This is a genomic window from Microbacterium sp. ZW T2_14, assembly GCF_044987405.1.
Taxonomy (GTDB): Bacteria; Actinomycetota; Actinomycetes; order Actinomycetales; family Microbacteriaceae; genus Microbacterium.
The window spans coordinates 86,964-109,799 of record NZ_JBJDRK010000007.1 but is presented as its reverse complement, the minus strand read 5'-3'; the positions used below and the strand labels follow the sequence as shown (position 1 = coordinate 109,799).

Annotated in this window: 21 protein-coding genes; 8 read left to right on the top strand and 13 right to left on the bottom strand. The window is 71.2% G+C overall.

The window, feature by feature from the left end; genetic code table 11:
* Together ACI3KY_RS04310 and ACI3KY_RS04305 are read left to right on the top strand one after the other, a co-directional pair.
* Positions 1-632: PucR family transcriptional regulator (locus ACI3KY_RS04310; protein WP_404928970.1), on the top strand; the 632-nt coding region annotated here is incomplete at its 5' end.
* A 375-nt stretch (positions 633-1,007) separates the two neighbouring features.
* Positions 1,008-2,399 (top strand): NAD(P)/FAD-dependent oxidoreductase, encoded by a 1,392-nt coding sequence (locus ACI3KY_RS04305; protein ID WP_404928969.1) that lies wholly within the window; start codon positions 1,008-1,010, stop codon positions 2,397-2,399.
* 137 nt (positions 2,400-2,536) lie between these two features.
* On the opposite strand, the gene ACI3KY_RS04300 is transcribed toward ACI3KY_RS04305, so the two are convergent.
* Positions 2,537-4,015: a helix-turn-helix domain-containing protein gene (locus ACI3KY_RS04300; RefSeq protein WP_404928968.1), complete on the bottom strand. Its 1,479-nt coding sequence runs from the start codon at positions 4,013-4,015 to the stop codon at positions 2,537-2,539.
* A 330-nt stretch (positions 4,016-4,345) separates the two neighbouring features.
* Here ACI3KY_RS04300 and aceB point away from each other — a divergent pair, with 330 nt between their 5' ends.
* Positions 4,346-5,986 (top strand): malate synthase A, encoded by a 1,641-nt coding sequence (gene aceB, locus ACI3KY_RS04295; protein ID WP_404928974.1) that lies wholly within the window; start codon positions 4,346-4,348, stop codon positions 5,984-5,986.
* A gap of 110 nt (positions 5,987-6,096) precedes the next feature.
* Entirely contained in the window at positions 6,097-7,692 is a 1,596-nt protein-coding gene (locus ACI3KY_RS04290) for an isocitrate lyase (protein ID WP_404928967.1), read from the top strand.
* 55 nt (positions 7,693-7,747) lie between these two features.
* Here ACI3KY_RS04290 and ACI3KY_RS04285 read toward each other — a convergent pair whose 3' ends face one another.
* The 5 genes from ACI3KY_RS04285 to ACI3KY_RS04265 all read right to left on the bottom strand — a co-directional run bounded on the left by ACI3KY_RS04285 (position 7,748) and on the right by ACI3KY_RS04265 (position 12,188).
* Positions 7,748-8,380, bottom strand: coding sequence for a response regulator (locus ACI3KY_RS04285; RefSeq protein ID WP_404928966.1), 633 nt, complete (start codon positions 8,378-8,380; stop codon positions 7,748-7,750).
* On the bottom strand, positions 8,377-9,582 hold the full coding sequence (locus ACI3KY_RS04280) for a sensor histidine kinase (RefSeq protein ID WP_404928965.1): 1,206 nt from the start codon (positions 9,580-9,582) through the stop codon (positions 8,377-8,379). Before ACI3KY_RS04280 ends, ACI3KY_RS04285 begins: the two co-directional genes overlap by 4 nt.
* A gap of 212 nt (positions 9,583-9,794) precedes the next feature.
* Entirely contained in the window at positions 9,795-10,658 is an 864-nt protein-coding gene (locus ACI3KY_RS04275; RefSeq protein ID WP_404928964.1) for an ABC transporter permease, read from the bottom strand.
* Positions 10,655-11,629: an ABC transporter ATP-binding protein gene (locus tag ACI3KY_RS04270; RefSeq protein ID WP_404928963.1), complete on the bottom strand. Its 975-nt coding sequence runs from the start codon at positions 11,627-11,629 to the stop codon at positions 10,655-10,657. The genes ACI3KY_RS04275 and ACI3KY_RS04270 overlap by 4 nt, the downstream gene beginning before the upstream one ends.
* A 214-nt stretch (positions 11,630-11,843) precedes the next feature.
* On the bottom strand, positions 11,844-12,188 hold the full coding sequence (locus ACI3KY_RS04265; RefSeq protein WP_404928962.1) for a hypothetical protein: 345 nt from the start codon (positions 12,186-12,188) through the stop codon (positions 11,844-11,846).
* A 157-nt stretch (positions 12,189-12,345) separates the two neighbouring features.
* On the opposite strand from ACI3KY_RS04265, the gene ACI3KY_RS04260 reads away from it, so the two are divergent.
* Positions 12,346-13,602: a pyridoxal phosphate-dependent aminotransferase gene (locus ACI3KY_RS04260; protein ID WP_404928961.1), complete on the top strand. Its 1,257-nt coding sequence runs from the start codon at positions 12,346-12,348 to the stop codon at positions 13,600-13,602.
* Between the two features lie 290 nt (positions 13,603-13,892).
* Positions 13,893-14,018, top strand: a complete 126-nt coding sequence (locus ACI3KY_RS04255) for a hypothetical protein (protein WP_404928960.1) — start codon at positions 13,893-13,895, stop codon at positions 14,016-14,018.
* A 2-nt stretch (positions 14,019-14,020) separates the two neighbouring features.
* Here ACI3KY_RS04255 and ACI3KY_RS04250 read toward each other — a convergent pair whose 3' ends face one another.
* The 6 genes from ACI3KY_RS04250 to ACI3KY_RS04225 all read right to left on the bottom strand — a co-directional run bounded on the left by ACI3KY_RS04250 (position 14,021) and on the right by ACI3KY_RS04225 (position 19,993).
* Positions 14,021-15,157 (bottom strand): UDP-N-acetylmuramate dehydrogenase, encoded by a 1,137-nt coding sequence (locus tag ACI3KY_RS04250; RefSeq protein ID WP_404928959.1) that lies wholly within the window; start codon positions 15,155-15,157, stop codon positions 14,021-14,023.
* A gap of 3 nt (positions 15,158-15,160) precedes the next feature.
* Positions 15,161-15,565, bottom strand: coding sequence for a MaoC/PaaZ C-terminal domain-containing protein (locus tag ACI3KY_RS04245; RefSeq protein WP_404928973.1), 405 nt, complete (start codon positions 15,563-15,565; stop codon positions 15,161-15,163).
* 5 nt (positions 15,566-15,570) lie between these two features.
* The gene (locus ACI3KY_RS04240; protein ID WP_404928958.1) at positions 15,571-16,020 is read right to left on the bottom strand and encodes a MaoC family dehydratase N-terminal domain-containing protein; all 450 of its coding nucleotides are present in this window, start codon (positions 16,018-16,020) and stop codon (positions 15,571-15,573) included.
* Positions 16,021-16,029: 9 nt separating this feature from the next.
* Positions 16,030-16,857, bottom strand: coding sequence for a sulfite exporter TauE/SafE family protein (locus tag ACI3KY_RS04235; RefSeq protein WP_404928957.1), 828 nt, complete (start codon positions 16,855-16,857; stop codon positions 16,030-16,032).
* Positions 16,854-17,702, bottom strand: coding sequence for a DUF2510 domain-containing protein (locus ACI3KY_RS04230; RefSeq protein ID WP_404928956.1), 849 nt, complete (start codon positions 17,700-17,702; stop codon positions 16,854-16,856). Before ACI3KY_RS04230 ends, ACI3KY_RS04235 begins: the two co-directional genes overlap by 4 nt.
* Positions 17,703-17,794: 92 nt before the next feature.
* A complete protein-coding gene (locus tag ACI3KY_RS04225; protein WP_404928955.1) occupies positions 17,795-19,993 on the bottom strand; it encodes a heavy metal translocating P-type ATPase in 2,199 nt (732 codons plus the stop codon).
* 161 nt (positions 19,994-20,154) lie between these two features.
* On the opposite strand from ACI3KY_RS04225, the gene ACI3KY_RS04220 reads away from it, so the two are divergent.
* Positions 20,155-21,537, top strand: a complete 1,383-nt coding sequence (locus tag ACI3KY_RS04220; protein ID WP_404928954.1) for an alpha/beta fold hydrolase — start codon at positions 20,155-20,157, stop codon at positions 21,535-21,537.
* A 95-nt stretch (positions 21,538-21,632) separates the two neighbouring features.
* Here the strand turns inward: ACI3KY_RS04220 and ACI3KY_RS04215 are convergent, their stop codons facing one another.
* Entirely contained in the window at positions 21,633-22,127 is a 495-nt protein-coding gene (locus tag ACI3KY_RS04215) for a GNAT family N-acetyltransferase (RefSeq protein WP_404928953.1), read from the bottom strand.
* Positions 22,128-22,211: 84 nt separating this feature from the next.
* Between ACI3KY_RS04215 and ACI3KY_RS04210 the strand changes: the two genes are divergently transcribed.
* Positions 22,212-22,820, top strand: a complete 609-nt coding sequence (locus ACI3KY_RS04210; protein ID WP_404928952.1) for a rhomboid family intramembrane serine protease — start codon at positions 22,212-22,214, stop codon at positions 22,818-22,820.
* Positions 22,821-22,836: the final 16 nt, after the last annotated feature.

The window sequence follows — 22,836 nt, the reverse complement described above, 5'->3', positions numbered from 1 at the left end:
CCTCACGGGAGCTGTGGGGACCGCTCCCGGCCGCGCCGGTGGTGGTGGCGGTGACGGATGCCGCGGCCGCACGCGTCGACGGCATCGCCGAGCTGCTCGAGCTGTGGGCCGACGAGCGGCGCGGCGCGCTGTTCTTCGGGCGCGGCGACGACGGGCTCGTGCTCGTCGTCCCGGCCGACGATCCGTCGACCATCCACGACCTCGTCGACCGCTTCGACGTGCGCGTCGGCCTGTCGGACCCCGCGGGCTACGACGCGTTCGCCGCCGCGCTCGGCCAGGCGCGGGTCGCCCGGGACCGCGGTGCCGGTGCGGTCACCGCGTTCGCCGAGGTCGCGCGCGCCGGCGTGCTGTCGGCGCTGACCGACGATGCACGGGCGCTCGCGCGCGCGGAGCTGGCACCGCTGTACGACCACGACGCCGCGCAGGGCACGCACCTGGTCGAGACGCTGCAGGTCTGGCTCGACGCCGACTGCTCGCACGAGGCGACCGCCCAGTCGCTCGGCGTGCACCGGCACACCGTCCGCACCCGGCTGGCGCTGATCGAGCGCGTCCTCGGCCGCGACCTGGCGTCGTTCGCGACCCGCGCCGAGCTGTGGGCGGCGCTGCGCGCCCTCGACGGCCCGGTGGGCTGAGCGCTTCGTCTCGCCGACCCCGGCTCAGCGACCGGGACCAGGGCCAGGAAGCCTCGAACTGGGTCGGCAGGGTGCGCTTCGTCTCGCTGGCGCTCGCTCAGCGACCGGGACCGAGCCGGCAAGCGCTTCGTCTCGCCGGCACTCGCTCAGCGACCGGGACCGAGCCGGCAAGCGCTTCGTCTCGCCGGCGCTCGCTCAGCGACCAGGAGGCGGGCGGGTCGGCGGCGCCGACGCCGAGAGTCGACGTGGCGCGGGAGCGCGGAGGACCGACGCGGACCCGCAGGAGCACAACCCGGTCGCTGAGCGAGCGAAGCGAGACGAAGCGTCCGACCCGCAGCACGAACCCCTCCGACGCGTCCAGGGCAGGATGGGCGCATGGCCGAACCCGCAGTTCCCAACGGCGACGTGTCGTGGTGGTGGCGCGACCTGGGCGGCACGCCCGCCCCGCGCGCCCCGCTGCCGGGCGACCTGGACGCCGACGTCGCCATCGTCGGCGCCGGCTACACCGGACTGTGGACCGCGTACTACCTCAAACGCGAACAGCCCGACCTGCGCGTGGTCGTGCTCGAACAGCGGTTCGCGGGCTTCGGCGCATCCGGCCGCAACGGCGGGTGGCTCACGAACACCGTCACGGGCGGACGCGAGCGCTACGCCGGGACGCACGGTCGCAACGCCGCGATCGCGCAGCAGCGCGCGCTCAATGAGACCGTCGACGAGGTCATCGCCGTCGCCGCCCGCGAAGGCATCGACGCCGACATCGTCAAGGGCGGCGAATTGGAGGTCGCGCGCACGCCCGCGCAGCTCGCGCGCCTGCGGGCGAGCGCTGCGGCCGAGCAGTCATGGCCACACACCGACGTGGAGGTGATGGATGCCGCGGCCACGGCATCCCGCATCCGCATCGCCGGCACGCTCGGCGCCGTGTGGCACCCGCACTGCGCACGCGTGCACCCGGCCAAGCTCGTGCGCGGCCTCGCCGAGGCCGTCGAACGCCTCGGTGTCACGATCCACGAGCAGACCCGCGTGATCGAGATCGCCCCGGGCCGCGCCGTCACCGACCGCGGGACGGTGCGCGCGACGCATGTGCTGCGCGCGACCGAGGGGTTCACCGCCGATCTGCGCGGCGAGCACCGCACGTGGCTGCCGATGAACTCGTCGATGATCGTGACCGAGCCGCTCGCCGGCGGCTTCTGGGATGCCGTCGGCTGGGATGCCCGCGACACCCTGGGCGACTTCGCGCACGTGTACATGTACGCGCAGCGCACCGCCGACGACCGCATCGCGTTCGGCGGACGCGGTGTGCCCTACCGCTACGGCTCGCGCGTCGACACCGACGGGACGACGCAGCAGCGAACGATCGCATCCCTCACGCGCCTGCTGCACGACTTCTTCCCGGATGCCGCGGCCACCCCGATCGCGCACGCCTGGGCCGGCGTGCTCGGGGTGTCACGCGACTGGGCCGCGACGGTGGTGCACGACCGTGCGACGGGCCTCGGTTGGGCGGGCGGCTACGTCGGCACCGGCGTGACGGCCACCAACCTCGCCGGCCGCACGCTCGCCGACCTGGTGCTGGAGCGCGACAGCGAGCTCACCCGCCTGCCGTGGGTGGGCCACCGCGCGAAGCGCTGGGAGGCCGAGCCGCTGCGGTGGACCGCCGTGAACGCGATCTACACCGCCTACCGCTTGGCCGACCTGTCCGAGGCCTCCGGTTCCTCTTCGCGCACCGCGTGGCCCGCCCACGTCGCCGACTGGGTAGCCGGCCGCCACTGACGCGCGCCCGCCCTCGCCGCCGGCGCCCGCGCACGCGAGCGCTGCACCTTCCCGCGGGAGCTGCGTCGCGCGACGCAGCTCTCGCAGGAACATGCCGCGCTCGCGGCGCGAGGCACGACCTGCAAGGCGGCCCCGGATCAGCGCGGGGCGTGCGCCTCGAGGAACTCGTACACGTCGGTGGTGTCGACCCCGGGGAAGGCGCCCGTGGGCAGCGTCGCGAGCAGCGTGCGCGGCGTCCGCACGTTCGGCCAGGAGTGCTCGCGCCACGCGGACTCCAGGTCGGCGGGCGCACGGCGGCAGCACACCTCCATCGAGTGGGTCGAGACGCCGCGGTTGGGGGTGTCGCGACCGAGGAACCACTTCGTGTCGTCGAACCGGACGCCGACGCTCACCGAGTGCGCCCCTTCGCTCGAGAGCTCGACGCGGGCGGTGCACCAATAGGTGCCGTTGCCGGTGTCGGTGTACTGGTAGTACGGGTTGAAGTGGTCGTCCACGTCGAAGACGACGCGTGAGGTCCACTTGCGACAGCACATCTGCCCCTCGATCGCGCCGAGGCGGTCGGTCGGGAAGTTGACGTCGTCGTTCTCGTAGACCTTCGTGATGACGCCCGACTCGTGCACCTTGAGGAAGTGCACCGGCAGGCCCAGGTGCACGGTCGCGAGGTTCGTGAAGCGGTGCGCCGCGGTCTCGTACGACACCGAGTACGCGTCGCGAAGGTCTTCGATCGAGATCGATCGGTCCTTCTTGGCCTCCTGCAGGAACGGCACCGCGTGCGCCTCGGGGATGAGAAGAGCGCCGGTCAGGTAGTTCGTCTCGACGCGCTGGCGCAGGAAGTCGGCGTACGACGTGGGCTCGCGGTGCCCCAGGATCCGGCTCGAGAGTGCCTGCAGCACGGCCGTGCGCGGGTCGCCCTTGGTCGCCAGACGGCTGGAGAGGTACAGGCGCCCGTTCTTGATGTCGGCCACCGACCGGGTCGTCTGCGGCAGGTCGGGCACGTAGTGCAGTGTGAAGCCGAGATGTGCGGCGATATCGGATGCCGTCCGCTGTGTGAGCGGACCGCCCGGGTGGTCGACGGCGTCGAGGATCCCCCGCGCCTGCTGCTCCAGCTCGGCGAAGTAGTTGTTCTGCGTGCGCATGAGCCTGCGCAGCGCGACGTTGGCCCGACGCGCCTCTTCCGGCGTCGCGGCGCGCTCGTCGCGCAGCCGCTCGATCTCGCCCTGCAGCGCCAGCATCGCCTTGAGCGCCTCGGTGGGCACCGTCTTGCCGATGCGGAACGGCGGGATGCCCAGCGCCTGGAACGTCTGACCCCGCATCGCCCGCTCGAGCGAGATCTCGAGCGTGGCCCGCTCGTCGAGCGGCTCGGACTCGAGGATCGCCTCGATCGACGACCCGAGCGCCCGTGCGATCGCCTGCAGCAGCGTGAGCTTCGGCTCGCGGCGCCCGTTCTCGATCATCGAGAGCTGACTGGGGGCGCGATCCACTGCCCCCGCGAGCTCTTCGAGCGTCATGCCGCGGTCGGTGCGCAGCTGCCGGATGCGGCGGCCGATGGTCAAGGGATCCACCTCTTCATCGTCGGGGAGTTCACCGGCCCGATCGGTGGTCAACGTCGTCGTCATGGGGCAATTCTGTCACAAAAGCAGAAATAGCCGAAAAGTTCACACCGCGAATCGTGGGTTTGAGGGCGGAAGTTCACCGCAGAGTGGTTCCACGACAGACCGACGGTTGATCCAGAACGCGGATCACGGGATGCCCCGACCCGGCCCACACGCCGGGTGGAGCATCCCTCCGACAACTACACGTCGCTTCCCCGGCCGTTGAGCGAGGGAGCGCCAGCGACCGAGACGAAACGCCTCGAACCCACCGAACACGTTTCGTCTCGCAAGCTCGCTCAACGACCGGGACCGCACAGACAGGACAGGGACATGACACCTGCAACCGCCACTCCGATGCGTACGCGCACCGGACCCATCCCCACCACGACCCAGGAGCCCTCGATCGAGATCGCCGGCCGCATGTCGGCCCGGTACGACGAGATCCTGACTCCCGAGGCCGTCGCATTCCTCACGGAGCTCCACCACCGGTTCGGCGCCCGTCGGCACGACCGGCTCGCCGACCGCATGCGCCGCCGCTTCGAGATCGGCAACGGCCACGACCCGCAGTTCCGCGACGACACCCGGCACATCCGCGAGGACGCCGAGTGGCAGGTCGCGGGGGCCGGTCCCGGCCTCGAGGACCGCCGCGTGGAGATCACCGGTCCGACCGACCCGAAGATGACGATCAACGCGCTGAACTCGGGCGCGAAGGTGTGGCTCGCCGACCAGGAGGATGCGACCAGCCCGACGTGGAAGAACGTGATCGAGGGCCAGCTCAGCCTGCGCGATGCGATCCGCGGCGAGCTCTCGTTCACCAGCGCCGAAGGCAAGCGCTACGAGGTCACGGCCGCCGAGACGCCCACCATCGTGATGCGCCCCCGTGGATGGCACCTGCCCGAGCAGCACATCCGCTTCACCGACCGCACCGGCCGCACGATGGCCGCGTCGGGCTCGCTCGTGGACTTCGGGCTCTACTTCTTCCACAACGCCGAGCAGCTGATCGCGAACGGCCGCGGACCGTACTTCTACATCGCCAAGCTCGAGTCGAGCGAAGAGGCGAAGCTCTGGGACGACGTCTTCACCTTCAGCGAGCAGCATGTCGGCATCCCGCACGGCACGATCCGCGCGACGGTGCTCATCGAGACGCTGCCGGCGGCGTTCGAGATGGAGGAGATCCTCTTCGAGCTGCGCGACCACTGCGCGGGCCTCAACGCCGGCCGCTGGGACTACATCTTCTCGATCATCAAGAACTACCGCGGCCGCGGTGCACGGTTCGTGCTGCCCGACCGGAGCGAGGTCACGATGACCGTGCCGTTCATGCGCTCCTACACGGAGCTGCTCGTGCAGACGTGCCACAAGCGCGGCGCCTTCGCGATCGGCGGCATGAGCGCGTTCATCCCGAACCGCCGCGACCCCGAGGTGACGGCGACGGCGTTCGAGAAGGTCGCGGCCGACAAGAAGCGCGAAGCCGGCGACGGGTTCGACGGCACGTGGGTGGCCCACCCCGACCTGATCCCGGTCGCGCGGGCCGAGTTCGACGCGGTGCTGGGCGATCGCCCGAACCAGCTCGACCGTCAGCGTCCCGAGGTGCGCGTGAGCGCGGCCGACCTGATCGACGTGCACATCGGGCGTCCGGTCACGGCCGCGGGCGTGCACGCCAACGTGTCGGTGGCCATCCGCTACCTCGAGGCGTGGCTGCGGGGCCTGGGCGCCGTGGCGATCGACAACCTCATGGAGGATGCCGCGACCGCCGAGATCTCGCGCTCGCAGGTGTGGCAGTGGATCCACCAGGACCGCACCACCGACGACGGCACCGCGATCACCCGCGAGTACATCGAGGGCCTGATCGCACAGGTGCTGGGCGAGGTGCAGCGGAACGAAGGAGACCGGTTCGACGACGCGGCGGAGGTCTTCCGCGACGTCGCCCTGGGCCAGGAGTTCCCGGCCTTCCTGACACTGCCGGCGTACTCCCGCTTCCTGATCGAGACCGACTGACGCGTCTTGCGTGTCCCGATCTCCCCCGCTTGCGACCGCTCGACCGGTGGAGATCGGGACACCAAGACCAGTTCTCGGGACACGAACTCACCTACCGCAAAGGACACACCATGACCGCCTACAACGACGACATCGACGCCATCCGGGCGCTCAAGGAGCAGCACGGCTCCAGCTGGGACGCCATCGACCCCGAGTCCGCCGCCCGCATGCGCGCGCAGAACCGCTTCCGCACCGGACTCGAGATCGCCCAGTACACGGCAGACATCATGCGCCGCGACATGGCCGAGTACGACGCCGACTCGTCGGTGTACACCCAGTCGCTCGGGGTGTGGCACGGCTTCATCGGGCAGCAGAAGCTGATCTCGATCAAGAAGCACCTGAAGAGCACGAACAAGCGCTACCTCTACCTGTCGGGCTGGATGGTCGCCGCGCTCCGCTCGGAGTTCGGTCCCCTTCCCGACCAGTCGATGCACGAGAAGACGTCGGTGCCGGCCCTCATCGAGGAGCTCTACACCTTCCTGCGCCAGGCCGACGCGCGCGAGCTCGACCTGCTCTTCACCCAGCTCGACGGGGCGCGTGCCGCCGGCGACGACACCGCCGCGGAATTCATCCAGTCGCAGATCGACAACTACGAGACCCACGTCGTGCCGATCATCGCCGACATCGACGCCGGCTTCGGCAATCCCGAGGCCACGTATCTCCTCGCCAAGAAGATGATCGAGGCGGGCGCGTGCGCCATCCAGATCGAGAACCAGGTGTCGGACGAGAAGCAGTGCGGCCACCAGGACGGCAAGGTCACCGTCCCGCACGAGGACTTCATCGCGAAGCTCAACGCGGTGCGCTACGCGTTCCTGGAGCTCGGCATCGACAACGGCATCATCGTCGCCCGCACCGACTCGCTCGGCGCCGGCCTCACGCAGAAGCTCGCGGTGACGCACGAGCCGGGCGACCTCGGCGATCAGTACAACTCGTTCCTCGACGTCGAAGAGATCTCGGAGGCCGACCTCGGCAACGGCGACGTCGTCATCAAGCGCGACGGCAGGCTGCTGCGCCCGCAGCGCCTGGCCAGCAACCTGTACCAGTTCCGGTCCGGAACCGGCGAGCAGCGCGTCGTGCTGGACTGCATCACGTCGCTGCGCAACGGTGCCGACCTGCTGTGGATCGAGACCGAGAAGCCGCACGTGGAGCAGATCGCCGGCATGGTCGACGCGATCCGCAAGGAGATCCCGAACGCGAAGCTCGTCTACAACAACAGCCCGTCGTTCAACTGGACGCTCAGCTTCCGCCAGCAGGCGTACGACATGCTCGCGGAGCAGGGCGAGGATGTCTCGGCCTACGACCGTGGCGACCTGATGAACGTCCAGTACGACGACACCGAGCTGGCGCGGCTGGCCGACGAGAAGATCCGCACCTTCCAGCGTGAGGGCTCCGCCCGCGCCGGAATCTTCCACCACCTCATCACGCTGCCGACCTATCACACGGCGGCCCTGTCGACCGATGACCTCGCCAAGGGCTATTTCGGCGACGAGGGCATGCTCGCCTACGTGAAGGGCGTGCAGCGTCGCGAGATCCGCGAGGGCATCGCCACGGTCAAGCACCAGAACATGGCCGGCAGCGACCTCGGCGACAACCACAAGGAGTATTTCGCCGGCGACGCGGCCCTGAAGGCGGGCGGCCAGCACAACACGATGAACCAGTTCAACTGACCCTCGACGACGGATGCCTCGGACCGGCCGGTCCGAGGCATCCGTCGTCCATCGGCTAGGCGAGGAGGCCGCGCTCCATCGCCAGCGTCGCCGCCCGCGTGCGGTCGGTGACGCCGAGCCTCTCGAAGATCTTGAGCAGGTGCGTCTTCACGGTCGATTCGCCGATGCCGAGTGCGACGGCGATCTGCTTGTTGCTGTGGCCTCTTGCGACGAGCCGCAGCACGTCGAGTTCGCGTGGGGTGAGGACGGTCTCCGGCGCCGGCCGGCGCATCCGCTCGACCAGGCGCACGGCCACCTGCGGCGAGAGCGCCGATTGGCCGGCCGCGACCGAGCGGATGCCGGCGACGATCTCGGCCTGCGGGGCCGCCTTGAGGAGATACCCCGAGGCGCCCGCCTCGATGGCCGCGAGGATCTGGTCGTCGGACTCGTAGGTGGTGAGGATGAGCACGCGGGGCGGCGGGTCGCCCGCCTCGCCCGCCGCGATCCGGGTCGTGGCGGCGACACCGTCGACGCGCGGCATCCGCAGGTCCATCAGCACCACGTCGGGCCGCGTCGCGACCGCGAGGCGCACCGCTTCGTCGCCGTCGGACGCCTCCGCCACGACCTCGAAGCCGGGCTCGTCCGAGAGCAGTCCCGACAGCCCGGCGCGCACCACGGGATGGTCGTCGGCGATGAGCAGTCGGATCATGCCGGACCACCTCCACGGACCTCGTCGAGATCGGCCGGCTGTGCCGGCGGAAGGCGCACCCGCAGCGCCGTCCCGCCGCCGGTCGTCGAGGCGACCTCGAATGCACCGCCGGCCAGCGCCACGCGCTCCCGCATGCCCTCGAGTCCGAACCCCGCGCCGGCCGCCGCCGGCTCGAAGCCGCGGCCGTCGTCGGCGACCTCGAGAGCGGCGAGACCGTCCGGCTCGACACGGACGCGGACGCGCACCAGGTCGGCGTCGGCGTGCTTGGCGGCGTTGGACAGCGCCTCCTGCAGGCAGCGGAGCAGGACGACCTGCGTCTCACGATCGAGGTCGGCGGCGACGCCGTCCGTGTCGAGTTCGATCGCCGCGCGGCCCTGTGCGCGGAACCGCTCCACGAGGCGCTCCACCGCGGCGGCGAAGGCGGGCTCGCGGGGCACGGCGCCCGTTCGCGCGACGAGCGCCCGCGCCTCGGCCAGCGCATCGCGCGCCACCTGCTCGACGGTCGCGATGGTGGAGGCCGCGGCATCCGTCTGTCCATCACGCGACTGACGACCCGCCCGCTCGGCGAAGATCACCAGGCCGGCGAGCGTCTGTGCGAGCGTGTCGTGGATGTCGCGGGCCAGGCGCTCGCGCTCCGCCGAGGCGCCACGCTCGCGGCTCAGCGCCTCCACCTGTCCCTGCGCCGCCGTCAGCTCGGTCAGCAGGCGCTCGCGCTCCTCGCCGTACTCGGCGATGCGGGCGATCCACAACCCGATCGCGATCGCGAAGGCCAGCGAGAAGACGGCAGTGGTCGCCCCGGCGAGCACCGAATCGATGTCTGCGCCATACCCGATGATGACCCCGATGAACACGCTGCCGGCGATGACCACCGATCCGCCGATCCCCCGCTGCCGGGAGTCGCCGATGACCCACACGAGCGGGTAGGCCAGCGTCTGGAGCATGGCCATGAACGGCGCCGCTCCGACACCGATGCCCACCGCGACGGCGGCCACCGAGAGGAAGGCGGGGTAGCGCCAGGCGGCTCGGGGCGGCTCGACGGCGGCGCGGCCGATGACCGCGTACCCCGCCACGAAGAGCGCGATCGCCCCGAGCCCGATCACCGTGCGCGCGGCGCTCGATGGGGCGAACAGGAAGACCAGCGCGAGAGCGATCACCGCCGCGACGATGCACACGATCGCGTCCCACCGGCGCTCGCTCAGCATGCTGTGTCGCCCTCGCTTCCTCGTGCGGGTCTCGCCCGGACTCGGCTCACCGCGGGGAGCCGGCCATCGTCAGGCTACGCGGCGGTGCGCCCGCGGGCCACGCGCCGACCGGACGGGACGGCACCGCTCCCGACCGTTGAGCCCCTGCGACCCCTGTCCCCCCTCGCAGCCGCGCCGGTCCGGCGGCAGCACCGCGCGGCGTGCGAACGGGCTCACGCATCGCGGCGGATCCACCGGAAGGTGATGCGGGAGAGCACGAGCCCGACGACGAGCCACACCAGCAGGGCGATCGCGACCCCGCCGAGATCCCACTCGCCGTTCTGCTCGAGGGCGGCGTATTGGTCGGGCAGGAAGACGGCCCGCATCCCCTGGGCCATCCACTTGAGCGGGAACAGCCCGGCGACGTTCTGCAGCCACTCGGGCAGCTGCGAGAACGTGAGGTACACGCCCGAGATGAACTGCAGCGCGAGCGCGATCGGCACGACCACGGCGGTCGCGCTCTTGCCCGTGCGCGGCACGGCCGACAGCGCCACTCCGAGGAGCGCCGACGTGGTGATGCCGAGCACGAACACCCAGGCGAACGTCGCCCAGCTCTCCGGCGCCGTGGGAAGCTCCACGCCGAGCACGAGCGAGGCGAACAGCAGCAGCAGCGCCGACTGCAGCACCCCCGTCACGAGCACCTGGCCGATCTTGCCGATGAAGTAGCTCACCGGCGACAGCGGCGTGCCGCCGAGGCGCTTGAGCATGCCGTCGGAGCGCTCGATCGCGATGTCCATCGCGAGGTTCTGGAAGCCCGACAGCAGCAGGCCGGCGGCGATCATGCCTGGCAGATACAGCTGCGCCATCGGGATGGCCGGCACGTTCGGTGCGAGCTGCACGTCGCCGTCCGACCCGAAGGCCACGCTGAACAGCCCGAGCATGAAGATCGGGAAGAGGAAGGTGAAGAAGAGGGTGTCGCCAGAGCGGAAATACTGCACCAGCTCGAACCGTGCCTGCCAGACACCGACGGCGAGAAGCCCCCGCCGCCGGGTGCGGCTCACCTGAGTCGATGCCACGTTGCGCGTCGCCGTGCTCATCGGGCTCCTCCCGTCGTCGCGGCCGTGTCCGTCGGGTCGTCGACGGTCCCCACGACCTGTCCCCTCGCCGTCGGCGCGTCGCGCGCAGCGTCTGGCCGCGCGGGTTCGGCCTCCGCCTCGGCGACGAGCGCGAGGTAGATGTCCTCGAGGCTCGGCCGGATGATCTCGAGCTCGGCGGGGGCGCCGCCGAGACGTGCGGCGAGCGCTGTGGCGAACGCGAAGGGATCGGCGGTGCGCTCCTGCCGCGGCATCCCGCCCTCCACCCATTTCACGACCGGCGTGCGTGCCTCTTCTCCACCGAATCCGGCGACCGGGCCGATCGCCCGCATGCGACCGGCCGCGATCACCGCCACCCGGTCGGCGAGCTGCGCGGCCTCGTCGAGGTAATGGGTGGTGAGCAGGATCGTCGTGCCCTCGCGCTGCAGCCCGCGGATGAGCTCCCAGAACTCGCGGCGCGCGTGCGGATCGAACCCCGTCGTCGGCTCGTCGAGGAACAGCAGGTCGGGACGCCCGATGATCCCCAGGGCGACATCGACGCGCCGCTGCTGCCCGCCGGACAGCTTCGAGATGCGCGTCTTCGCCTGCGCCTGCAGGCCGACAGCCGCGATCACCTCGTCGACGTCGCGCGGGTCCGGGTAGAACCCCGCGAACTGCCGCAGCTGCTCGCCCACCGTCGCCAGCCCGGACTGCGCGGTCGACTGGAGGACGATGCCGAGCCGCGCCTTCAGGTCGAGCCCGCCGAGCCCCGGGTCCACACCGAGTACCTCGACCTCGCCGCTGGTGCGGCGCCGGTAGCCCTCCAGGATCTCGACGGTCGTGGACTTGCCCGCGCCGTTCGGACCGAGCAGCGCGAACGTCTCGCCCCGCGCGATGTCGAACGACACCCCGTCCACGACGGCACGGTCGCCGTACGTCTTCCGCAGGTCGCGCACCCGTACCGCGACCGCATCCTCACCCGCATGGATCTGCATGCTCCCCAGCCTGGCCGGGTGAGCGGGGCTCGACCAGCGGCCATCCGCGCGATCGGCATCCCCCATTCGGTGGATGCCGCGGCCCGGGGTTCGCCGTGCGCCGGGCGCCGTCCGCGGCCCGGGGGTCGCCGTGCACGGGGCGCCGTCCGCGGGGCGCCGTCTGCGCCGGGTCGGCACCGTTGCCCCGGCGGTTCGGCCGAGTGGCCCGGGCGGGTCAGCGCTCGGCGGTCGCCGTCACAGGAAGGACCGACGGCGCGACGCGAGCCGCGGCATCCGCTCGCTCTTCCGCGCGGAGCAGCCGCTGGCCGCGGATGCCGCCCGCCAGCGCCCACGCGAGCAGCCAGACGCCCGAGCCCGTCGTGATGATCGCGGCGGCGCGGAGGCCCGCCTCGGGGTCGAGCAGCACGACAAGCGCGATCAGCGACAGCACGCCGCCCACGACCGCGCCGGTGGCGCCGACAATGGTCAGCCTGCAGCCGCGCGCAAGCCACCAGGCGATCCCGCCCGCGATGACGAGCACGATCGCGAGCACGACGGCTGCCAGCATCCAGGCTTCCACGAGGCACAGGCTACCGCGCGCTCGCGGTGCCGGGAAGCCCGCGGTCGGGCGCGATGCCGGACGCTCCGTCGCGCGCGCCCGGCATCGCGCACAGTCTCGGTCCGGTCGAGGGCGATTGGCCCCTGACCGCGACGCGCGCGCCGACTACGCTCGAAGCGTGACAGAACCCGCACCGCTCACCCGTACGCCCACGCTCTCCCGCAAGCTGAGCGCCATCGCCGAGTCGGCGACCCTCAAGGTCGATGCCAAGGCGAAGGCACTGCAGGCCGCCGGCCGGCCGGTCATCTCGTATGCAGCCGGCGAGCCCGACTTCGCGACCCCGCAGTTCATCGTGGATGCCGCCGCCGAGGCGCTGCACAACCCGGCGAACTTCCGCTACACGCCGGCCGCAGGCCTGCCCGCGCTCCGTGAGGCGATCGCCGCGAAGACGCTGCGCGACTCCGGCCTCGAGGTCGACCCGTCGCAGATCATCGTCACCAACGGCGGAAAGCAGGCGGTGTACCAGGCGTTCCAGACCGTGGTGAACCCCGGCGACGCGGTGCTGCTCCCGGCGCCGTACTGGACGACCTACCCGGAGGCGATCGCCCTGGCCGACGGCATCCCCGTCGAGGTGTTCGCCGGTGCCGACCAGCACTACAAGGTGACCGTCGAGCAGCTCGAGGCCGCGCGCACCGAGCGCACGGTGGCGCTCGTGTTCGTCTCGCCGTCGAACCCGACCGGATCGGTGTACACCCTCGAAGAGACGCGGGCGATCGGCGAATGGGCCGTCGAGCACGGCATCTGGATCATCACCGACGAGATCTACCAGAACCTCGTCTACCCTTCGACAGGCTCAGGGCAGGCCGACGGCTCGGACGCGCCGGTGAAGGCCGTCTCGATCGTCGAGGCGGTTCCGGATGCCGCGGCCCAGACGATCCTGGTCAACGGCGTCGCCAAGACCTACGCGATGACCGGCTGGCGCCTCGGCTGGATGGTCGGGCCGAAGGAGGCGATCAAGATCGCCGGCAACCTCCAGTCGCACCTGTGCTCGAACGTCAACAACATCGCGCAGCGCGCGGCGCTCGCGGCGCTCACCGGCCCGCAGGACGAGGTCGAGCAGATGCGCCAGGCCTTCGACCGCCGCCGCCGCACGATCGTGGCCGAGCTGTCGAAGATCGACGGCGTCGAGGTGCCCACGCCGCTGGGCGCGTTCTACGCCTACCCCGACGTGCGCGGCCTCCTCGGCCGGGAGTGGGCGGGCAAGACGCCGACCACGTCGCTCGAGCTCGCCGACCTCATCCTCGAAGAGGCCGAGGTCGCCGTCGTGCCCGGCGAGGCCTTCGGCCCGTCCGGGTACCTGCGCCTCTCGTACGCACTCGGCGACGACGCCCTCCTCGAGGGTGTGCAGCGCCTGCAGCGCCTCTTCGCCTCGTAGCGCGCCCGCCGCACGCGACGTCACGGAACGCGGATGCCTCGGTTCGAGGCATCCGCGTTCTTCGTACCACCGCCCGTCTCTGCTGCGAAAAGTCGGGTCCGTCACGCGACACGCCGGGCCGCGGCATCCGTCATCGGCGTGTCGCCGTCACCGGCCCGACTTTTCGCACCAGACCCCGGCCGAGATCGAGATGAGGTGACGCACGCGCGCGAGGAAGTCGATCCGATTCGTCGACCGGCGGCCGGTTCGTTCGTCGTCCTTGATGAGGACGATCAACGGAAGGACCCCCCATGGGACGGCGAATCGACCTGGTGATGGAACTGGCGGCGGCGCTGGCGAACCTGGCGCCCGCGCACCGCACGGCGCTGCTCGCGGATGACGACGAGGGCCACCGCGCGGACGGGGAAGGGAGCTGAGGCTAGAGCTCGACGTTGACCAGCACCGGTTCGGGCTGTAGCACCAGGCCGAACTCGGACTGCACGCGGCCCTGGATGAAGCGGGCGAGCTCGGCGAGCTCGGCGGCGGTGGCGCTCCCGCGATTGGTGAGGGCCAGCGCATGCTTGGTCGACAGGCCGGCGCGCGAGCGCGGCAGCTTGAAGCCCTTGCGGACGCCGGCGTGCTCGATCAGCCAGCCGGCGCTCACCTTGACGTCGGATTCGACGGTCGGTGCCGGCGGCACGTAGCCGTCGAAGTTCGCGAGCGGGATGACGAGCACCGGGTCGAGGTCGGGATGCACCGGCCATCGAGGGCAGGCGTCGGGAAGAGTGCGGGCGAAGGATGCCGAGACCACCGCGTTCTGGAAGAACGAGCCTGCGCTGTAGGTGTCGGGGTCGTCGGGATCGAGCACCATGCCCTTGCTGCGGCGCGTCTCGAGGATGCGCTCGCGCACCCACGCGAGCGTCACCTCGTCGTCGGGACCGAGCCGCAGCGCCGTGCGCAGCTGGTCGCCGGCGATGCGGCGGGCTCCGGGGCCGATCTCGGGGAGGTCGAGCGTCACCGACAGGATCACCGCGCGACGGGCGGGCGCCGAGCCGTAGTGATGCTTGAGCACGGAGGTCCGGAAGCCCAGCCCGAGCTCTGCGGCCGGCACTGTCGACACCTCGCCGGTCGACTCGTCCAGCAGCTCCACTTCGCTGAGCGTCTGCACGATCTCCTGACCGTACGCGCCGATGTTCTGCACCGGAGCGGCGCCGACGGTGCCGGGGATCCCCGACATCGCCTCCACGCCGCCGAGGCCCTCGGCCACCGCGTAGGCGACGAGCGCGTCCCAGTCGTGGCCCGCCTGCACCCGCAGCCGTGCGCGTCCGGCCAGGGGCGACGGCATCCGTTCGATGCCCTTGGTGAGCACGCGCACCACGGTGCCGTCGAACGGCTCGTCCCCGACGAACAGGTTGGAGCCGCCGCCCAGCACGAGCCAGTCGTCGCCGGACGCCCAGACATCGCGCAGCGCCGCGACCAGCTCGTCGGCCGTCGACGCGTCGATCATGCGCGCCGGCTCACCGCCGGTGCGCAGCGTCGTGAGGCGCGACAGTGGAAGGGGAGTGACCTCGGGCATGCGTCAGACGATCCGGACGCGCACCTGCGCCTTGACCAGCACGGTCGCGTCGTTGAACGAGACGGTGAGGTCGATCCGAGCCGACTCGTCATCGACCGCGCCCACCTTCGCGACGACTGTCACGTCGGCGCCGGTCTCGGGGTCGACCACGACGGGCTTGGTGAACCGCACGCCGTACTCGAGGATGCGCCCGGTGTCACCGAGCCAGGACTCGATCGTGCCGACGGCGAGGCCCATGGTGAGCATGCCGTGGGCGAGGACGCCGGGAAGCCCCACCGCGGCCGCGATGTCATCGCGGTAGTGGATGGGATTGAAGTCTCCGGATGCCCCGGCATAGCGCACGAGCGACTCGCGGGTGAGATGCACGGTGCGTTCGGCGACCACGTCTCCGACCGTGAGGTTCGTCAGGGCGCTCACTGGTCACCCTCCCCCACGAGCAGGATGGACGTCGCGGTCACGACATGCCGGCCCGCGGCATCCGTGATCTCGGACTCGCTCGTCACCATCGCTGCCGCCCCCATCGCACGGATGCCGGTGACCGAGAGTCGCGCGGTGAGCTCGTCGCCCGCGACGATCGGCCGCGAAGAGCGGAACTTCTGCTCGGCGTGCAGCACGTTCTGGAGCACGATGCCCGAGTCGGGCTCGCCGAGCAGCTGCTTCAGCGTCGCATCCGCGACGACGATCGCGAAGGTCGGCGGCGCGACGACATCGGCATAGCCGAGCGCCTGCGCGGCGGCGGGATCGCTGTGCTGCGGGTCATCGGCGAAGACGGCACGCGCGAACTCGCGCACCTTCTCGCGACCCACGAGGTAGGGGGCCGTCGGCGCGAAGTCGCGGCCGACGAGCTCGGGGTTCACTGGCACCAGGCCATCCTACCGAGCGGCTTCTGACGGGCCGGCCGGGCGGGCGCGCCCGCGCCAGGCGCGCAACGCCATCTGCACCGCGATGACCAGGAGGTACGCAGCGAAGAGCACGTTGGCCACGAACGGGTCGAGCAGCACGGCCGCCCACGCGCCCAGCGCGGTCGTGGTGCATGCCGCCACGCCGACGATCGCCGCGGCGACGAGGTCGACGTTGCGCCGGCGGACGTTGCCGATGGTGCCCGACACCGCCGTCGGGATCATCATCAGCAGCGACGTGCCCTTGGCGACGAGGTCGCTGGTGCCGAACAGCACCATCAGCGCCGGGACCACGATGATCCCCCCTCCGACGCCGATGAGTCCCGACAGGATGCCGGTGACCACGCCCAGCACGACCAGAGCGACGCCGCTCAGAAAGGTCAGGGTGAGTTCGGAGTCGCGCGAGGGGATGACCACGAACAGGCTCACGATCACGGCGACGAGGAATCCGACGAACGCCCATCGCAGGACCGTGAGCGACAGACGCGGAAGCAGCCACGTCCCGACCTGCGCACCGACGACGGCGCCCGCGGCGAGCAGCAGCGCCGGGATCCAGGCCACGGAGCCGTGCACGGCGTACGAGATCACGCCGACGGCCGCCGTCGGCACGATCGCCGCCAGCGACGTTCCCGCCGCGAGACGCTGGTCGAAGCGGAGCAGCAGCACGAGGAACGGCACGATGACCGTGCCGCCGCCCACCCCGAACAGGCCCGACAGCAGCCCGGCAAGAAGCCCGATCCCGATGCAGGCGAGGTAGAACCGGGCGTCGTGCTGAGGGCGCGCTGTATCCGGCGCGCTCATTCGTACGTCAGGGCGTCGATCACCCACGCGCCGTCGACCTGCACGAGCGTGTAGTGGTACACGGTCGAACCCGGCGCCGGGTCAGCAGGCTGGCCGTCGGCGTCGACGAGCGCCGTGAACGTCTCGCTCGTGGTCACCGCGATCTCGTCGCCCTGGGTCTCGACATCGGTGACCGTCAGCTCGTAGTCATCGAAGTTCTCGTCGAAGCTGTCCGATTCGGCTTCGAAGGTCGCGCAGTCGGTGAAGCCGTTGTCGGTGCGGAAGAACTCGGTGGTGGCCGTGGTGAAGGCGTCGCAATCGCCGTCCTGCCAGGCATCGTCGTAGACCTCGACCGTGGCGACCGCCGCGCGCTCGTCGTCGGACTGCGCGCCGCCGTTCGCCGAGGTGGCCGAGAGGAAGAGCAGCGGGATGACGACCGCGGCGGCGATCACGATTCCCAGAAGCACCACGCCGAGCACGACCCACAGGATCCACAGCTTGGACTTGCGCGGCTCGGTGGCCGCGGTGAATCCGCCGCCGAGGGGCGCACCCGGGTAGGCGCCCGGCGCCGCGGGCGGGTACTGCTGGGCGGCGGGATGCTGCGGCCCGGCGGCGTACTGCTGCGCGGCGGCGTACGGCGGCTGTCCGGGAATCGCGGGCTGCGCGGCAGACGAAGCCTCCGGCGCGAGCGCGGGAGCCACGGCCGGCTGCTGCTCGAATCCGAGCTGCTCGACGATCTCGGCCTCGGTGGGAGCAGGTGACGAGACGGGGTCGGGCTGCGCGACGTGCTCCGTCCATTGCGCTCCGTCCCACCAGCGCAGCGCGCCGTGACCGTCGTCGTACCAGCCGGGAGGAGTCGTCGTCATCGTCAAACCCTATCGTCGCGGCCGGCCCTGCGCCGCGGAGGGAGGTCCCCGTCCCGCGGCGGGCGGCCGCCGGCGGACGGGGACATCGTGCCTCAGCGGTCCAAGACGCTCCGCGCGCTGCGCTCGGGACGGATGTCGAGCCGCCGCAGCAGCTGGGCGTTCAGCGCCACCACGACCGTCGACAGCGACATCAGGATGGCACCGACCGACATCGGCAGGACGAACCCGATCGGCGCCAGCACGCCCGCCGCGAGCGGCACCGAGATGAGGTTGTACCCCGCCGCCCACCACAGGTTCTGCGTCATCTTGCGGTAGCTCGCACGCGACAGCTCGATGACCGACAGCACTGAGCGCGGGTCGCTCGATGCGAGGATGACCCCGGCGGAGGCGATCGCGACGTCCGTGCCGGCGCCGATCGCGATGCCGACGTCGGCTCGGGCCAGCGCGGGGGCATCGTTGACGCCGTCGCCCACCATCGCGACCTTCAGCCCTTCGGCCTGCAGCTCGGCGACCTTGCGCTCCTTGTCTTCAGGGCGGACGCCCGCGAACACTCGACGGATGCCGAGTTCCTCGGCGACTGCGCGCGCCACCGGCTCCGCATCCCCGGTGATCATGACGACCTCGATACCGAGCTTGTGGAGCGCGTCGACGGCCTCGCGCGACTCGGGCCGGACCTCGTCGGCCAGCGCGAGCCCGCCGACGACCTCGCCGTCACGCACGACGTGGAGCACGATCGCTCCCTGCCCGCGCCACTCGGCCGAGGCCGGCACGTCAGCGCCACCGACCTCTTCGAGCAGGCGCGGACCGCCGACGCGGACGACGTGTCCGTCGACCGTCGCCGTCACGCCGACGGCGGGCGACGACTCGAAGCCGGTGGCTGCCTCGAGATCGAGTCCCCGCGCCTCGGCCGCGCGGACGATCGCCTTCGCGAGCGGATGCTCGCTGTCGACCTCGGCCGACGCGGCCAGCGCCAGGACGGCGTCGGCGTCCAGGGTCGGAGTGGTGGTGGTCGCGGCGGCCGCGACATCCGTCACCGTGGGCTCACCCTTGGTGAGCGTGCCGGTCTTGTCGAAGAGCACCGCGCCGATGGTGCGCATGCTCTCGAGTGCGAGCCGGTCCTTGATCAGCACCCCGCCGCGCGCCGCGCGCTCGGTCGCGATCGAGACCACGAGCGGGATGGCGAGCCCCAGTGCGTGCGGGCAGGCGATGACGAGCACGGTGATGGTGCGCACGACCGCTTCATCCGGCATCCCGAATGCCGTCCATACGACCGCCGTGAGCACGGCGGCGCCGAGGGCGAACCAGAACAGCCAGCCGGCCGCGCGGTCGGCCAGGCGCTGCGCCCGCGATGACGAGTTCTGCGCTTCTGCGACGAGCCGCTGGATGCCGGCCAGCGTCGTGTCGTCGCCGGTCGCGGTCACTTCGACCCGGAGTCCGGAGTCGGTGGCGACGGTGCCGGCCGTGACCAGGTCCCCGGTGGTGCGCGCGACGGTCCGGGACTCGCCCGAGACCATGGACTCGTCCATGTCGGCGCGGCCACCGACGATGCGCCCGTCTGCCGGCACGCTGCCGCCCGGACGGACGACGACGACATCGCCGACGCGCAGCTCGGCAGGGGCCACCGTCACGATGCGATCGCGCTCGACCCGCTCCGCCTCATCGGGAAGGAGCGCTGCGAGCGAGTCGAGCGCCGACGTGGTCTGAGCGAGCGAGCGCATCTCGATCCAGTGACCGAGCAGCATGATCACGATGAGGAGGGCGAGCTCCCACCAGAACTCCAGCTCATGGTGGAGCAGACCGAGGCTCGCGCCCCACGACGCGAAGAACGCGACGGTGATGGCGAGTCCGATGAGGAGCATCATCCCGGGCGTACGTGCCCGCAGCTCCGACACGGCGCCGGTGAGGAACGGCCACCCGCCCCAGAAGTACATCACCGTGCCGAGCAGGGGCGAGATCCACTGCACGAGCGGTGCGTCGGGCAGCGTGTAGCCGAGCAGCATCGCGAACATGCCCGAGAAGACGACCACCGGGATGGCCAGCGCGAGGTTGATCCAGAACAGGCGGCGGAACTGCGCCACGTGGTCCGCGCCGTGGCCCGCGTGCCCCGCATGGCCGGCGTGCGCGCCATCACCCATCGCGGAGTGATCGTGGTCCGTGTGAGCCATCGCGGCGTGATCGTGGTCGGCCTGGGGCATTGCGCTGCGGCTGTGTTCGGCATGATCGTGCCCGGCGCTCGGCTGTTCGGCGTGCGCGACTCCGGCCCGGTCGTGGTCGCGATTGGGTTCCGTCACGGCGATCTCCTCATCGGTACGAGATATTCATACCCCCTAGGGGTATCAGAGTCAATCGTGGGCGGCGATCATGTATTCCCCTGTCGCCAATGTCCGAAGCACACGTCACACTGGCTGCACCGTCGTCGCACACAACACCGTCGTCACGCAGAGGAGTCGAAGTGGACATCATCCTGGTCGCCGGCTTGTGGATGGGCGGGTGGGCGTGGTACGAAGTCGCGCCGGCCCTCGAGCGGGCCGGTCACCGACCCGTGGCACTCACGCTTCCCGGCATGGAATCGGCGGACGCCGATCGCTCGGCGATCACCCTCGACGACCATGTGGCCGCCGTCGTGGCGGCGATCGACGCGGCGCCCGGTGACCAGGTGGTGCTGGTCGGGCACTCTGCCGGCGCCGGCATCGTGTATGCGGCCGCCGACGCACGCCCCGACCGCGTGGCCCGCCTCATCCTCATCGGCGGATTCCCGACGCCCGACGGCGCACCGCTGCTCTCCGGGTACGAACCCGTGGGCGCCGATCTGCCGCTTCCCGAGTGGAGCGAGTTCGATGAGGCCGACCTGCGCGACCTCGGTGAGGGCGGCATGACGGCGATGCGCGCCTACGCGATCGCCTCGCCCGCCGGCGTGGTCACCGGCATCCAGCATCTCCACGACGATCGCCGGCGCGCCATTCCCGTCACGGCCGTCGCCACGGAATACACCGTCGCCGACTTGCGCTCGTGGATCGACGAGGGTGCGGCTCCGGTCCAGGAGTTCACCACCCTCGAGGACGTCACCTTCATCGACCTGCCGACGGGGCATTGGCCGCAGCTGACACGCCCGCAGCAGCTCGCACGCATCATCCTGGCGCAGCCGCCGCTCGGAGACGGCACCATCGAACCCGAACTCGAGACGATCAGCGCGCGCGCCTTCCACGCGTCGGAGGGCGTGGCGGACTGGCGCGTCCTGTACTGGGGTGCACACGCATTCTTCCGCGCGGACTCCTTCGCGCAGGGCGCCCGTCTGGTGGCCGCCATCGTGCCGATCGCCGAAGCGCTCGACCACTCCCCCGACATCGACCTGCGTCCCGAAGGGGTGTTCGTCAAGACGTTCAGTCGCCGCGACGGCGCGCTGAGCCGAGCGGATGCCGAACTCGCGGCCGCGGTCTCGCGCGCCGCCCGCGAACTCGGCCTCGAGCCCGACCCGTCCGCGCTCACCGTCGTCGGCATCGCCGTGGCACAGGGTCCCGACGCCCACGTGCGACCTTTCTGGAGCGCAGCGCTGGGATACGACCCGCTGGGCGCCGAGGACGCGATCGACCCGCTGCGCCGGAACCCGCACGTGTGGTTCCACCCCCTGGAGCCGGCGAAGCCGGGCCGGGGCCGCACGCACATCGACATCTCGGTGCCTCGCGACCAGGTGGACGCCCGCGTCGCCGCGGCCCTCGCCGCCGGCGGACGCCTGGCCGACGACTCCCACGCTCCCGAGTGGTGGACGCTCACGTCTCCCGACAACCACGGCGTCGACATCGCCGCGTGGACGGACGACTCGGACTTCGCCGGCTGACGGGCTGCCATCGGCGCCAGCGGTCAGGGGTCGGCGGTCAGCGGTCAGCGGTCAGCGGTCAGCGGTCAGCGGTCAGCGGTCAGCGGTCAGCGTCTCTACCGCACCATGCGCGCGTCGACCAGAGCAGGAACGCCCGGATAGGCCTCCTCGACGCCGTCGAACGCGAAGCCGTTGCGGCGGTAGAACGCGATCGCCCGCGGGTTCTCCTTCGCCACCCACAACTGCGCCGGCTCGTCCCCGACGACCTCGTCGAACAGCGCCTGCCCGACTCCCGCGCCGTGCTCGGCAGCGAGCACGTAGAGCATGTACAACTGGCGTTCGCGCGCCGTCTCCTGCCCCTCTGTCGCCGTGCTGGGGCCGGACGTCGCCAGTCCGATGATCCGCCCGTCCTGTTCCGCGACGCGGAGACACCACTCCTCCCTCGGATTCTCGAGCAGCCGACGCCACAGCCGGTGGCGACCTTGCACGTACTCCTCATCGAAGAACCCGTCGGGCAGGAGGTGCGTATAGGTCTCGCGCCACGTCACCACGTGCAGGTCGGCGATCTCCGCCGCCTCGCTCAGCTCAGGAACACGAACGATGAACGTCATCCCGTCATCCTGCCAGCAGCGCCGCATCAGCCTGAGCCCTGGGCACCGCCCGGCCCGGCGCCCCGCGGATGCGACGATAGGCAGGTGACGAGCGCATCCTCCTCGCCCCGACGCGGGGGCGGTCTCCTTGCCCGGGTCGGACAGCCGCTGCTGCTGCTCGCGATCATGTGGGTCGTCCGTGTGCTGGACGACCTGCTGCCGGGCGACGCGAACCGCGAGTTCGGCCTGCGTTCGTGGGCCCTCGACGGGCTCGACGGCGTGCTGTTCGGGCCCGGCTTGCACGTGGGATGGCCGCATCTGCTCGCGAACAGCGTCCCGTTCCTCGTCCTCGGGATTCTGGTGGCGCTGGACGGCATCGGCCGATTCTGGGCGGTGACGGCCCTCATCGCGGTCGTCGGCGGGCTCGGCACGTGGATCTTCAACGCGCCCGGCGTCGTCACCGTAGGCGCCTCGGGGCTCGTGTTCGGCTACTTCGGCTACCTGCTGGTCCGTGCCTTCGTCGCGCCGTCGCTCGGCCACGGCATCCTGTACGCGCTCATCGCGACGGCCGTGGCCTTCGTGTACGGCGGCAGCATGCTCGTCGGCGTCTTCGGCGCACCCGCCGGCGTGTCGTGGCAGGCGCACCTGTTCGGCGCGGTGGGCGGCGGCCTCGCGGCGATCGCGACCAGGCCCAGACGCTCCGTCGCAGCATGAGATCGCCCGGCCGCCC